This window comes from Nocardia sp. NPDC003482 (assembly GCF_053588115.1).
On the sequence record NZ_JBSFPI010000002.1, the window covers coordinates 456,661 to 470,167 of the forward strand.

The 13,507-nt window shown below is 71.1% G+C and carries 9 protein-coding genes and 1 pseudogene; 8 read left to right on the plus strand and 2 right to left on the minus strand.

Going from position 1 to position 13,507, the window contains the following annotated elements; translation table 11 throughout:
• The first annotated feature begins 54 nt into the window (after positions 1–54).
• Positions 55–1,164: a PLP-dependent cysteine synthase family protein gene (locus tag ACWDSJ_RS05290; protein WP_450029336.1), complete on the plus strand. Its 1,110-nt coding sequence runs from the start codon at positions 55–57 to the stop codon at positions 1,162–1,164.
• Here ACWDSJ_RS05290 and ACWDSJ_RS05295 read toward each other — a convergent pair.
• Positions 1,161–1,925 (minus strand): sulfite exporter TauE/SafE family protein, encoded by a 765-nt coding sequence (locus tag ACWDSJ_RS05295; RefSeq protein ID WP_450029338.1) that lies wholly within the window; start codon positions 1,923–1,925, stop codon positions 1,161–1,163. The two genes, ACWDSJ_RS05290 and ACWDSJ_RS05295, sit on opposite strands and share 4 nt — an antisense overlap.
• A 236-nt stretch (positions 1,926–2,161) precedes the next feature.
• Here ACWDSJ_RS05295 and leuA point away from each other — a divergent pair, with 236 nt between their 5' ends.
• Both leuA and ACWDSJ_RS05305 read left to right on the plus strand, forming a co-directional pair.
• Positions 2,162–3,964 (plus strand): 2-isopropylmalate synthase, encoded by a 1,803-nt coding sequence (gene leuA, locus ACWDSJ_RS05300; RefSeq protein WP_450029340.1) that lies wholly within the window; start codon positions 2,162–2,164, stop codon positions 3,962–3,964.
• A gap of 235 nt (positions 3,965–4,199) precedes the next feature.
• The gene (locus tag ACWDSJ_RS05305; RefSeq protein ID WP_450029342.1) at positions 4,200–6,041 is read left to right on the plus strand and encodes a nucleotide-binding protein; all 1,842 of its coding nucleotides are present in this window, start codon (positions 4,200–4,202) and stop codon (positions 6,039–6,041) included.
• A gap of 37 nt (positions 6,042–6,078) precedes the next feature.
• On the opposite strand, the gene ACWDSJ_RS05310 is transcribed toward ACWDSJ_RS05305, so the two are convergent.
• Positions 6,079–6,987: a LysR family transcriptional regulator gene (locus ACWDSJ_RS05310; protein ID WP_387359216.1), complete on the minus strand. Its 909-nt coding sequence runs from the start codon at positions 6,985–6,987 to the stop codon at positions 6,079–6,081.
• Between the two features lie 94 nt (positions 6,988–7,081).
• Between ACWDSJ_RS05310 and ACWDSJ_RS05315 the strand changes: the two are divergent.
• From ACWDSJ_RS05315 to ACWDSJ_RS05335, 5 genes and pseudogenes are all read left to right on the plus strand, one after another.
• Positions 7,082–7,936 (plus strand): annotated as a pseudogene (locus ACWDSJ_RS05315) (EamA family transporter); the annotation flags it as partial.
• Between the two features lie 109 nt (positions 7,937–8,045).
• On the plus strand, positions 8,046–9,806 hold the full coding sequence (locus ACWDSJ_RS05320; protein WP_450029344.1) for a hydroxysqualene dehydroxylase: 1,761 nt from the start codon (positions 8,046–8,048) through the stop codon (positions 9,804–9,806).
• A gap of 36 nt (positions 9,807–9,842) precedes the next feature.
• The gene (locus ACWDSJ_RS05325; protein ID WP_387359017.1) at positions 9,843–11,078 is read left to right on the plus strand and encodes a Mur ligase family protein; all 1,236 of its coding nucleotides are present in this window, start codon (positions 9,843–9,845) and stop codon (positions 11,076–11,078) included.
• Positions 11,075–11,785 carry a type 1 glutamine amidotransferase gene (locus ACWDSJ_RS05330; RefSeq protein WP_450029346.1) on the plus strand — a complete coding sequence of 237 codons (711 nt, stop codon included), beginning with the start codon at positions 11,075–11,077 and terminating at the stop codon, positions 11,783–11,785. Before ACWDSJ_RS05325 ends, ACWDSJ_RS05330 begins: the two co-directional genes overlap by 4 nt.
• Before the next feature lie 98 nt (positions 11,786–11,883).
• On the plus strand, positions 11,884–13,503 hold the full coding sequence (locus ACWDSJ_RS05335) for a GMC oxidoreductase (RefSeq protein ID WP_450029348.1): 1,620 nt from the start codon (positions 11,884–11,886) through the stop codon (positions 13,501–13,503).
• The last annotated feature ends 4 nt before the right edge of the window (positions 13,504–13,507 follow it).

Consider the following 13,507-nt stretch of genomic DNA (forward strand, 5'->3'; position numbering starts at 1 on the left):
TCGCCCTGGATGTGTAGGCTTCGAACCCGGACATCCAGGTCGGAGGAGGTGCGCATGACCACGAGCGAGACCGGCACCGCGGTCGACATCAATCGCTACGATCCCGTCCACCGGCAGTGGCTGGCCCGGGCCGTCGCCAAGGTTCGCGCCGACGCGCGCCGCTCCTCGGACACCCATCTGCTGCGCGTGCCGATCCCGGCTGTGCCGGGGGTGGACCTGTATCTGAAGGACGAGTCCACCCACCCCACCGGATCGCTCAAGCATCGGCTGGCCCGGTCGCTGTTCCTGCACGCGCTGTGCAGCGGCTGGATCCGGCCGGACCGCCCGGTGATCGAGGCGTCCAGCGGATCGACCGCGGTGTCGGAGGCGTACTTCGCGCGGCTGATCGGGGTGCCGTTCATCGCGGTCATGGCCCGCGGCACCAGCCGGGAGAAGGTGCGGCTGATCGAATTCCAGGGCGGCCGTTGCCATTTCGTGGACAATGCCAACGAGGTGTACGACGTGGCCGCGCGGCTGGCGCGCGAGACCGGCGGCCACTACATGGACCAGTTCACCTTCGCCGAACGCGCCACCGACTGGCGGGGCAACAACAATATCGCCGAGTCGATCTTCGACCAGCTCGCCGAGGAACCCCATCCGGAACCGGCCTGGGTGGTGGCGACCGCGGGCACCGGCGGCACGTCGGCGACCATCGCCCGCTACATCCGCTACACCGGCCGCGCCACCGGACTGTGCGTCGCCGATCCGGACAACTCGGCGTTCTTCCCGGGGTGGCGCGACGACGATCCGGAGCTCACCACCGAAATCTGTTCGCGCATCGAGGGAATCGGCCGCCAGCGCGTCGAGCCGAGCTTCGTCTCCGCGGCCATCGACCGGATGATCCACGTGCCCGACGCCGCCGCCATCGCGGCCGTGCACGTGCTCGAGGAGCTCATCGGCCGCAAGGCGGGCGCCTCCACCGGCACCGGGCTGTGGGCGGCGTTCCACATCATGTCCGAGATGGCCCTGCTGGGCAGCACGGGCAGCATCGTCGCGTTGCTGTGCGACCCGGGCGACCGGTACATCGACAAGTACTACTCCGGCGAGTGGCTGGCCGCCCAGGGGCTCGACGTCGAGCCCTATCGAATCCGGTTGCGCGCCTTCCTCGAGACGGGGCGGCTCTAACCGGCGAGCAGCCGCACCACCGCGACCACGCCGACCACCACGATCACCGCGCGTAAGGCGTTGGGCGGCAGGCGACGTCCCACGGTCGCGCCCAGCTGGCCGCCGATGATCGAACCCACCGCGATGAGCGCGGCCGCCCGCCACGACACGTCCGCGACACAGATGAAGATCAGCGCCGACACGGTGTTGGCGAGCAGGGCGAGATAGTTCTTCACCCCGTTGAGCCGCTGGATGTCCTCGTGCACGAACACCCCCAGCAACCCCATCAGCAGCACCCCCTGGGCCGCGCCGAAGTAGCCGCCGTACACACCCGTCCCCAGGACCGCCAGCCAGAGCAGCAGCCCGCCGTGTTCGGGCGCCGCGCCCCCGGACTCGCGGCGCCGCTTGACCCACGCCGACAGGCGCGGCTGCGCGACCACCAGCACCAGCGCGAGGATGATCAGCACCGGCACGATCGCCTTGAACGCGCCCGGCGGCAGTGTCAGCAGCGCCACCGCCCCCGCGATCGCGCCCAGCAGCGTCGCCGAGCCCAGCCGCAGCAGGCGCGAGCGCTGCCCCGACAGCTCGCGGCGATAGCCCAGCACGCCGCTGAGCCCGCCCGGCACCAGGCCGATGGTGTTCGAGACATTGGCCGTGACCGGCGGGAAACCCAGGGCGAGCAGGACGGGGAAGGTGATCAGCGTGCCCGAGCCCACGACCGTGTTGATGCCGCCGGCGGCGATGCCCGCGGCGAAGACCGCGAGCTGTTCAGTCAAGGTCATGGGTCCACCTCACGTCCCCGCCCGGTTCCGGCGCCAGAGGTGGGACGAATCTCACGCTCGTCGACCTGCCTTTCCGTCCTCGATTTCGGAGCGGTAAACTCGCGACCATCATGCAGCGGGCACTTCTTCTCGGCCGCCGCGACGGGGTCTGATCCGACCGGCTCCCGTCGCGGGGTTCAGCCGCGCCGGTCGATCCATCCTTGGCAGACCCACCAGCCCACATCACGGAGAAACGTATGTCACCCGCTGACGCATTCGTATCCGCCACCCGGACCATCAGCGCGCCCGCCAAGCCGGCGCCCGCGGACCAGCCCGCGTGGAACAAGCAGAAGAACTCCTCCATGCCGACCTTCCGGTATCGCCCGTTCGCGGAGGAGGTCGAGCCGATCACCCTGCCCGACCGCACCTGGCCGAACACGGTCATCGATCGCGCGCCGGGCTGGTGCGCGGTGGATCTGCGCGACGGCAACCAGGCCCTGATCGATCCGATGAGCCCCGCCCGCAAGCGCCGCATGTTCGACCTGCTGGTGCGGATGGGCTACAAGGAGATCGAGGTCGGCTTCCCCTCGGCCAGTCAGACCGACTTCGACTTCGTCCGCGAGATCATCGAGGACGGCGCGATTCCCGACGACGTCACCATCCAGGTGCTGACCCAGTGCCGCCCCGAGCTGATCGAGCGGACCTTCGAGGCGTGCCGCGGCGCCGGGAACGTCATCGTGCACTTCTACAACTCGACCTCGATCCTGCAACGGCGGGTGGTGTTCCGCGCGGATCGCGAGGCGGTCAAGAAGATCGCCACCGACGCGGCGACGCTGTGCCTCGAGATCGAGCGGCGCTATCCGGACACCAACTGGCGCTACGAGTACAGCCCCGAGTCCTACACCGGCACCGAACTGGAGTACGCCCGCGAGGTGTGCGACGCGGTCACCGAGATCATCGCGCCGACCCCCGACAAGCCGATGATCATCAACCTGCCCGCGACCGTCGAGATGGCCACGCCCAACGTGTACGCCGACTCGATCGAGTGGATGAGTCGCAATCTGGCGCGGCGGGATTCGATCGTGCTGTCGCTGCACCCGCACAACGACCGCGGAACCGCCGTCGCCGCAGCCGAATTGGGCTATCAGGCCGGGGCCGACCGCATCGAGGGCTGTCTGTTCGGCAACGGCGAGCGCACCGGCAATGTGTGCCTGGTGACCCTGGGCATGAATCTGTTCTCCCGCGGCGTCGATCCGCAGATCGACTTCTCCGACATCGACGAGATCCGCCGGACCGTCGAATACTGCAACCAACTGCCCGTGCACGAGCGGCATCCCTACGGCGGCGATCTGGTCTACACCGCGTTCTCCGGCAGCCACCAGGACGCCATCAACAAGGGTCTGGACGCGATGAAAGCCGCTGCGGACGCGGCGGATTCGGATGTCGACGACATCACCTGGGAGGTGCCCTACCTGCCGATCGACCCCAAGGACGTGGGCCGCACCTACGAGGCGGTCATCCGGGTCAACTCGCAGTCGGGCAAGGGCGGCGTCGCCTACATCATGAAGACCGATCACGGGCTGGCGTTGCCGCGCCGGTTGCAGATCGAGTTCTCCCAGGCGATCCAGCGCATCACCGACGGCGAGGGCGGCGAGGTCACGCCGAAGGAGATGTGGGACGTCTTCGCCGACGAGTACCTGAATCCGATTCTGCCGCTGGAGCGGATGCGGCAGAAGGTCACCGCGTCGGAGACCGACGGCGGCACCGACCGGATCGACGTGGTGGTCAAGGTCGACGGCGTCGAGCAGGAGATCACCGGCACCGGCAACGGCCCGCTCGCCTCGTTCGTGGACGCGCTGTCGACCATCGGCTACGACGTGCGGGTGCTGGACTACTCCGAACACGCCATGTCCTCCGGCGACGACGCGCAGGCCGCGGCCTACGTGGAATGCGCGATCGGGGACAAGGTGACCTGGGGCGTGGGCATCGCCACCTCCATCACGACGGCCTCGCTGCGCGCGGTCGTCTCGGCGGTCAACCGCGCCCAGCGCGCGCACTGAACTCGGTCCGCCGCCCGGTCCGCGCCGGGCGGCGGCCCTGTGGATCACATGTGGATAACTCCGCGCGGCAACGGGTATGGACTCGCTCGGCCGGAGCACGGGTAATCGGACAGCGTGCTAGCTTGGAGCTGCATTAGCGCCGAGCTCTCTGCTCGAACTCCGAGCAGATGGGGGAAACGTGACGACTGACGACAACTCGACCCAACCGCCCTGGTTGCAGAACCACGGAGTGGACGTGGCAGCCGAGCAGGACGATTCGAAACCGGCGCACGAGGATCCGGCCGAGGACGCCGCGGCGGAGGCCGCCGCGGGCGAGGAGACCGCCGAATCGGAACCGCCCGAGGGCGGTGAGCCGGCGGCGTCCGGAGTGTTCCCGCCCGTGCCGGAGTCGCTCGGGCAGGAGCCGTTCGGATCGTTCGCGCCGAGCGGATTCGCCGGTCCGGGTGTCCCGTCGAACTCCGGCAGCTTCCCGATTCCCGAGCAGTACGGGCAGCCGGGCGATCCGAATCCGTTCGTGCCGAGCGGTCCCGGCGACCCGAACCAGTTCGCGCCGCCCCATTTCGGCGCCCCCGGCGATCCGAGTCAGTTCGCTCCCGGTGGTCCCGGGCAGTACGCGCCCGGTCCCGGTGATCCGAATCAATTCGCGCCCGGGCAGTTCGCGCCCGGTCCGGGTGATCCGAATCAGTTCCCGGGCGACCCGCAGGGATACGGGGCCCCGAACGCGTTCGCGCCCGGCCCATCCGGTGATCCCAACGCGTTCCCCGGCTACGGCGAGGCGCGGCAGGAGACGCCGTACGGCGAGATCCGGCAGGAGATCGGCCCGGACGGCATGGTGCGCCGCGTCTTTCCCGAGGACGGCGGCCAGCAGGGCCCGCCGCCGGAACCGATGGGCGGCAATCAGGAGCAGTACAGCTGGGCCCCGCCCCCGCTGCCGCCGGCCCCGCCCCCGCAGCAGCTGTACTCCCAGCCGCCGCTGCCGCCCGGTCCGCCGGGCTGGCCGGGCGGCGGACCGGCGAATCCGCCGCAGCCGCAACAGTATTCGGGCTTCCAGCCGCAGCACATGGCCCAGCCCGGCCAGCCCGCGCACTCGCTCAACGATCTGAACCTGCTCAAGCGCGCCCGCAAGGCCCCGCGCAGCGGCTGGCGGCGCGCGGTGCACAAGATGACCGGCGGCACGGTCAATCCCGGCGAGTCCCCGGCCGACGTCGTCCACCGCGAACTCGTCGAACGGGTGAATCAGCCGGTGCGCGGCGACTACCGGATCGCGATCCTCTCGCTCAAGGGCGGCGTCGGCAAGACCACGACCACGGTCGGGCTCGGTTCGACGTTCTCCTCGCTGCGCGGTGACCGGGTCATCGCCATCGACGCCAATCCGGACCTCGGGACGCTGGCGCACCGGGTGCCGCGCCAGACCCGCTCCACGGTGCGAAACCTGTTGGAGGACCAGCACATCGGCCGCTACTCGGACGTGCGGGCGCACACCTCGCAGGCGCCGAGCCGGTTGGAAGTGCTTGCCAGCGAACAGGATCCGGCGGTGTCGGAGGCGTTCAGCGAGGAGGACTACCGCCGCGCGATCGCCATCCTCCAGCAGTTCTACAACATCATTCTCACCGATTGCGGTACGGGACTGATGCATTCGGCCATGAAGGGCGTGCTGGACATGGCCAGCTCGCTCATCCTGGTGACCTCCCCGGCCATCGACGGCGCCCGCAGCGCCTCGGCCACGCTGGACTGGCTCGAGCATCACGGCTACGGCAAGCTGGTGGAGCGAACCGTGGTGGTGGTCAACGCCTCTCGCCGCGGCGCCTCCACGGTCGACCTGGATCAGCTGCGCAAGCTGTTCCTGGACCGCACCCGCGCGGTGCAGGTCGTCCCGTTCGACGATCATCTGGCCGAGGGCGCGGAGATCGATCTGGAACTGGTCGGCAAGCCCACCCGGCGGGCGCTGCTGGAACTGGCCGCGATGGTCGCCGACGACTTCGGCTATCACGTGCCGCAGCCGCCGTTCCCGAGCCCGCAGACCAACTATCCGGGCGGCCCGCAGGGCTATCCGCAGGGGCCGTACCCGGGGCAGTGACCCGGATGCCTTGCGCGAGGCCGGATTTCGCGGTCGGTCAGCGCGGTCTGCCCGTGGCGGCCACGTCGCGGGCGGCCGTCTCGAAGGCGGCGAGGACGGCGGCGATGGCGGGCCGGGCGGCGGCGTCGGGGCGGGCGGCGAGTTCGTAGAGCCGGGCGGCCCGGACCCCGGCCAGCCGCAGCACCACCAGCTCGGGGTGCCGGACCGCGTAGCGGGGCATGAGCGCGACCCCGTAGCCGGAGGCCACCAGCTCCTCGATCACGCCGAAGTCGTTGAGCCGCTGGGCGATTCGGGGCTGCACGCCGGTGACGGTCGCGATCGAGCGGAGCACGTCGTCGACCGGGAAGCCGCCGCGCACGCTGAGCCAGGTCTCGTCGGCGAGTTCGGCGGGCACCACCGCGCCCTGCCGGGCCAGCCGGTGGCCGGGGGCGACGACCACATCGATCGGCTCGCGCATGAGCACCCGCGCGGTGACCCGGGGACCGGTCAGCGCGGGCGCGCGTTCGTCGCGGTGGGTGAGCACGACGTCGTAGTCGGCGAGCAGGCGCGACACCTCGGTCGGGGGCACGTCCTCGTCGCGGGCCACCACCTCCACGCCGCTGCCGTCGAGCGCGGCCAGCACCCGCGCGAGCAGCAGCACGGCCCCGGACGGGAACAGCGCCACCCGCACCTGACCGCGCGGGGAGCCGCGATACAGCGCCATCTCCGCGGCGGCGCGCTGCATGGCGGCCAGCACCTCGTCGGCGCGGACCACCAGCGCGCGCCCGGCGTCGGTGAGCCGCACCCGCCGCCCGTCCGGTTCCAGCAACGCCACCCCGGCCTCCCGGGTGAGCACCTTGAGCTGCTGGGAGACCGCCGACGGGGTCATCGACAGCGCCTCGGCCACCGCGGCGACCGTGCCGCGGTCGGCGAGTTCGCGCAGTACCCGGAGACGTTCGACCGCCATGAATCCCGCTGTGTCCACTCTTCAGTTGTACTACATCGACATTCCATAATTATTCGATGGTGCTTATCTGTCCGATGCTTCGATGATGGGCGGCGTGAGTAACCGTGATCGTCTGCTCGGCCTGGCCGTCGTCCTGCTGTGGGGGCTGAACTTCCTGGCGTTGCATGTGGGCCTGGAGCACTTCCCGCCGTTCTTCTTCGCCGGGCTGCGCTTCGCGGTCCTCGCGATTCCCGTGGTGCTGCTGGTGCCGCGGCCGCGGGTGCCGGTGCGCTGGCTGGTGTTGTACGGGGCGGGGTTCGGGATCGCGCAGTTCGCCTTCCTGTTCACCGCGATGCGGGCGGGCATGCCGACCGGGCTGGCGTCGCTGGTGTTGCAGAGTTCCGCGCCGTTCACCGTGGTGCTCGGCGCGGTGCTGCTGCGAGAACGCTTGCGGCCCAGCCAGTTCGCGGGCCTGGGGGTGGCCGTGCTCGGCATGGCGGTGATCGGCTGGGATCGGGCCCAGCACGCCACCGTGGCGCCGGTGCTGCTGACGCTCGCGGCCGGGCTGGGCTGGGCGTTCGGCAATATCGGCTCGCGGCTGGCCGCGGCGAGCGATGCCGGGCATCGGGTGGATCCGCTGCACCTCACCCTGTGGATGGCCGTGGTGCCGCCGGTGCCGATGTTCGCGCTCTCGGCGGCGGTGGAGGGTCCGGCGACCGGCTGGCGCGCGCTGGCCGACGCGTTCACCCCCGCCGGGTGGCCCGCGCTGGCGGCCCTCGCCTACACCGCCGTGCTGGCCACCCTCGTGGGTTCGGGCCTGTGGACGTATCTGATGGGCCGCTACCCCGCGGGCGCGGTCGCGCCGCTGTCGCTGCTCGTGCCCGTGGTCGGCATCGGAACCGCCTGGCTGTTCCTGGGCGAACGACCGTCCGCCCCGGCGCTGGCGGGTGCGGTCGTGGTGATCGCCGGAGCGTTCGCGGCCACCTCCCCCCGGTCGGGGTTGTGGTTTTTCACACCCCATCCGGCACGTCGGCGGGTTCCACCGCTTAGAGTTGGCCGCGGCGTGGAGGTCTCGACAGATGGCAGATCGGCAATCGACCGTGTCGCGGCGGCGGGTGCTGCGCGGGATGGTGGCCGCGGGCGTGCTGACCGCGGGTGGATCGCTGCTGCGCCCGGGCCGGGCGGCGGCGGATCCGGGACGGAGCGTGGCGATCTTCGGCGGCGGGGTGGCCGGGCTGACCGCGGCGCACGAACTGGCCGAGCGGGGTTTCGCGGTGACCGTCCACGAGCGGCGCGCGCTCGGCGGTAAGGCCCGCAGCATCCCCGTCCCGGGGTCCGGCCGCGACGGGCGACCGGATCTGCCGGGCGAACACGGGTTCCGCTTCTTCCCGGGGTTCTACAAGCACATTCCGGACACCATGCGGCGAATCCCGTTCCGGGACAACCCGAACGGCGTGTGGGACAACCTCGTCCCCGCCGTCGAGGCGCGCTTCTCCCGCGCCGGGACCGACGACGTGTTGCTGCCCATGGGTCAGGTCGCGAAGCCGTGGTCGACTCCCGACGACTTCCGGCAGACCGTGGGTTCGGTCATCGCGACCTCGACCCGGATGCCGATGACCGACGCGCTGTACTTCGCGAACCGGCTGCTGGTCTTCAACACCAGCTGCGACGAACGCCGCCTGGGCCAGTGGGAGAACACGGCGTGGCGCGATTTCGTCGGCGCGCGCGGGCGATCGGCGGAGTTCCGCGTGCTCATGTCGCGCACGCTCACGACGCTGCTGGTGGCCGCCAAGGACGATCACGCCAGCACCCGCACGATCGGCAGCATGGGCGAACAGTTCCTCGGCAATCCGCTCGAGACCGGCAACGACGGCCCGCTGGACCGGCTGCTGAACGGGCCGACCACCGAGGTGTGGATCGATCCGTGGGTGAATCGCCTGCGGCAGTTGGGCGTTCGGTTCGAGACCGCCGAACTGCGCGGGCTCGACGCGGCCGGCGGCCGGATCACGGGCGCGCGGATCGCCGACGCCGCGGGCGCGGCGCGCACGGTGACCGCGGACCACTACCTGCTGGCCGTGCCGATGGAGGTCGCGCGCGGGCTGTGGACCCCCGAAATTCTCACGGCGCGACCGGAACTGGCCGCCATGAGCGATCTGGTCACGAACTGGATGAGCGGCATCCAGTTCTATCTGCGCCGCCCCACCGAGATCGCCCGCGGCCACACCGCCTACGTCGACTCGCCGTGGTCGCTGACCTCCATCGCGCAGAACCAGTTCTGGTCGCGCACACCGATTTCCGGCTACGGCGACGGCACCGTGCGGGACTGCCTGTCGGTCGACATCTCCGACTGGAACACCCCCGGCATCGTCTACGGCAAACCGGCCGTCGAATGCACCCACGAGGAGATCGCGCACGAGGTGTGGGCCCAGCTCCAGGCCCATCTGGACGGCGCGGCGACCCTGCGCGACGAGGACCTGTGCTCCTGGTTCCTCGACACCGGCGTCGCCTGGGACGCGGCGCGCGGGCGCAACACCAACGCCGATCCGCTGCTGATCAACACCGCCGGTTCCTGGGCGGCCCGCCCGCAGGCCCACGGCGGACTCGAAAACCTGTATCTGGCAGGCGATTACGTGCGGACCAACGTCGACCTGGCGACCATGGAAGGCGCGGCCGAGTCGGCGCGCTCGGCGGTGAACGCGCTGCTCGACGTCGCCGGTTCGGACGCGCCGCGCTGCGCGCTGTACACCCTGTACCGGGCGCCCGAGCTGGAACCGCTGCGGCGGCTCGACGTCGGCCGCTACGCCGCCGGACAGCCCAATATGTTCGACGGTCCCGCCTAGCGAGAGCGCGGCGGCGACAACACATAAACTCACGTCGTGGCAGACATCTCGGTACGTGGGCGGCTGGCGCTGCGGGCGGCGGCGGGCGCCTCGTGGGCGTCGCAGAAGGCGGGGCGGGGCAAGGGGTCGATGATCGGCGGCCTGATCGCGCTGCGGATCGATCCGTCGATCATGACGCAGCTCGGCCGCGGTCGCCGCACCGTGCTGGTGACCGGGACCAACGGCAAATCCACCACCACCCGCATGACCACCGCCGCGCTCGGCGCGCTCGGACCGGTGGCCACCCAGGCCGACGGCGCGAACATGGACGCGGGCATCGTCGCGGCGCTCACCGCGCATCGCACGGCCCCGCTGGCCGCGATCGAGGTGGACGAGCTGCATCTGCCGCACGTGGCCGACGCCCTCGACCCCGCCGCGGTGGTGCTGCTCAATCTGAGCCGCGATCAGCTCGACCGGGTCGGCGAGATCAACATGATCGAACGCAAGCTGCGCGCGGGCATGGCCCGCCACCCCGACACCGTGCTCATCGCCAACTGCGACGACGTGCTGGTCACCTCGATCGCCTACGACCACCCGAACGTGGTCTGGGTGGCCGCCGGGAGCGGCTGGTCGGTGGACGCCACCAGCTGCCCGCGCAGCGGCGAGCCGATCGTGTGGGAGGGCGCGCACTGGCGCAGCACGGGCGCGGACTTCCGGCGCCCCGAACCCGACTGGTGGGTGGACGAGGAGTTCCTGTACGGCCCCGACGGCCTGAAACTGCCGCTGCACCTGGCACTTCCGGGCCGGGCCAATCGCGGCAACGCGGCCCAGGCGGTCGCGGCCGCGGTGGCCCTGGGCGTCGAGGCGGAGAAGGCGGCCGTCGCCACCGCCACCGTGCGTGAGATCGCGGGCCGCTACCGCACCGCGCGGGTCGGCGAGCACACCGCGCGGCTGCTGCTGGCGAAGAATCCGGCGGGCTGGCAGGAGGCGCTGTCGATGATCGATCCGGAGGCCACCGGCCTGGTGATCGCGGTCAACGGGCAGGTGCCCGACGGCGAGGACCTGTCCTGGCTGTGGGATGTGCGCTTCGAGCACTTCGAGGGCACCCAGGTGGTCGCGGCCGGGGAACGCGCCACCGATCTGGCCGTGCGGCTGACCTACGCGGGCGTCGAGCACACCACGGTCGCCGATCCGCTGCGGGCCATCGCGTCGTGTCCGCCGGGACGGGTCGAGGTGCTCGCCAACTACACCGCGTTCCGCGACCTCAACCGGGATCTGGAGGCAGCCCGATGACCGACTCGACCGTGCGCATCGGCCTGGTGCTCCCGGACGTCATGGGCACCTACGGCGACGGCGGCAACGCGCTGGTGCTGCGGCAGCGGCTGCGCATGCGCGGCCACGCCGCCGAGATCGTCGAGATCACGCTCACCGATCCGGTCCCCGAATCGCTGGACATCTACACCCTCGGCGGGGCCGAGGACTCCGCGCAGCGGCTCGCCACCCGGCACCTGCAGCGCTACCCCGGTTTGCAGCGCGCGGCCGCGAAAGGCGTTCCGGTGCTGGCGATCTGCGCGGCCATCCAGGTGCTCGGCAACTGGTACGAGACCTCCTCCGGCGAGCGGGTCGACGGGGTCGGGCTGTTCGATGTGACCACCTCCCCGCAGACCAAGCGGGCCATCGGCGAGGTCGCCTCGACGCCGCTGCTGCCGGGGCTGAGCGCCGCCCTCACCGGCTTCGAGAACCACAGGGGCGGAACGGCTCTGGGCCCCGACGCGACCGGTCTGGCCCGGGTGACCCGCGGCGTGGGCAACGGCGTGGGCGACGGGCTCGAGGGCGTGGTCCAGGGGTCGGTGATCGGCACCTACATGCACGGCCCCGCGCTGGCCCGCAATCCCGAACTGGCCGACCATCTGCTGCGGCGCGCGCTCGGGGTGGACGACCTCGAACCGCTGACCCTGCCCGAGGTCGATCAGCTCCGCCGAGAACGCCTGCGCGCGTGAGGGGTTGTGACATGTGCGAAGACTCGAAGATCGCGTTGTTCGGTGACCGCCGACGCGGTACTCTCGCGCGGCCAGGCGTGGACTAGGGAGGTCACAGCGTGCGCAGACGCGCCTTTCTGAAGGCGGCCGGAGCGGCAGCGCTGCTCGGCGCGGCGGGGGCGGGGTTCCGCCCGGGATCGGCCGCGGCCGATCCGGTCTGGAACGACCTGTTCCGGCAGTGGGTGCCCGAGATCTTCGCCCCGCTGCCCGATCCGCCGGAACACACCGAGGCCGTCGTCGTCGGCTCCGGATTCGGCGCGGCGGTGGCGGCGCTGCGGCTGGCCGAGGCGGGGGTGAGCACCTCGGTGCTCGAGCGCGGCTCGCGCTGGCCCAACGACCCGTGGCGGGAGATCTTCACCGGCGACGATCTGCCCGACGGGCGCGGGTTCTGGCATCGCACCAGCTTCACCGGGGTCACCAAGGTGCCCATGCAGGTCGCCGACTTCGGCGGGGTGCTCGACGTGACCTCCTACGACGGCATCGACGTCTGGCGCGCGGCGGCGGTGGGCGGCGGTTCGATCGTGTTCACCGGGGCCATGATCGCCCCCGAACGCCGGTTCTTCGACGAGATCTTCGGCGGCACGGTCGCTTTCGACGAGATGGACCGCGTCTACTATCCGCGCGTGCGGCAGATGCTGCGGCTGAGCACCATGCCCGCCGACATCTACGCCTCCGCCCCGTTCACGCATTCGCGGATGTGGGACGAGCAGGTGCGCAAGGCCGGATATCAGCCGGTGCCCAACGAGTCGATCTACAAGTGGGACGTCGTGCGCGGCGAATTGACCGGCGCCACACGGCCTTCCGCGACCGCCGGACGCAGCAACCTGGGCAACTCCAACGGCGCGAAGTACGACCTGAACCAGAACTATCTGAAGGCCGCCGAGGACACCGGCCGCTCCCGCATCTATCCGGGCCACCGGGTCGACAGCATCGCCCAGGACGGCAACGGCCGCTACGTCCTCACCGTCACCAAACTCGATCCGACCGGCGCGGTGCTCGCCACCCGCACGCTCACCTGCGACCGGCTGTTCCTCGGCGCGGGCTCGGTCGGCACCACCGATCTGCTGGTGAGCGCGCAGGCCACCGGCGGCCTGCCGCATCTCAACGAGCACATCGGCGCGGGCTGGGGCACCAACGGCGACGCCGTGCTCGGCCGCGGCGAGAGCGCGCTCGCCGGGCTGGGTCAGGGCGTCGCGAGCGCCAGCCGCGTCTTCGACGACTCCGGGATGCCGCTGACCCTCGAAAGCTGGTATCTCCCGGGCTTTCCCATGGAGACCGGGGCGCTGGCCTCGCTCGGCATGGCGTTCGACCCGACCCGCGCCCGCTTCACCTACGATCCGGCGCGCCGCGCGGCCACGGTCAGCTGGCCGCGCAAGGCGCAGGACGACGTGGTGGCGGCGTGCCGCGCGGTCGATCGGCGCATCGCCGAACGGGCCGGGGCGCTGTTCGACTACGGGCCGATCGGCTACGACGCCAACGCGATCTTCACCGCCCATCCGCTCGGCGGCGCGGTCATCGGCAAGGCCACCGACAACTACGGTCGCGTCATCGGGCATCCGGGGCTGTACGTGGTCGACGGCGCGGCCGTGCCGGGCAGCACCGGAACGGTCAATCCGTCGCTCACCATCGCCGCGCTGGCCGAACGCAATGTCGAGGCCGTCATCCGCGCCGGGCGTTGATTAC

Excerpts from the sequence above, each read along its gene's own strand:
- ACWDSJ_RS05290 (WP_450029336.1), top strand. The coding sequence starts at position 55 with ATGACCACGAGCGAGACCGGCACCGCGGTCGACATCAATCGCTACGAT.
- ACWDSJ_RS05295 (WP_450029338.1), bottom strand. The coding sequence starts at position 1,925 with ATGACCTTGACTGAACAGCTCGCGGTCTTCGCCGCGGGCATCGCCGCC.
- leuA (WP_450029340.1), top strand. The coding sequence starts at position 2,162 with ATGTCACCCGCTGACGCATTCGTATCCGCCACCCGGACCATCAGCGCG.
- ACWDSJ_RS05310 (WP_387359216.1), bottom strand. The coding sequence starts at position 6,987 with ATGGCGGTCGAACGTCTCCGGGTACTGCGCGAACTCGCCGACCGCGGC.
- ACWDSJ_RS05320 (WP_450029344.1), top strand. The coding sequence starts at position 8,046 with ATGGCAGATCGGCAATCGACCGTGTCGCGGCGGCGGGTGCTGCGCGGG.
- ACWDSJ_RS05330 (WP_450029346.1), top strand. The coding sequence starts at position 11,075 with ATGACCGACTCGACCGTGCGCATCGGCCTGGTGCTCCCGGACGTCATG.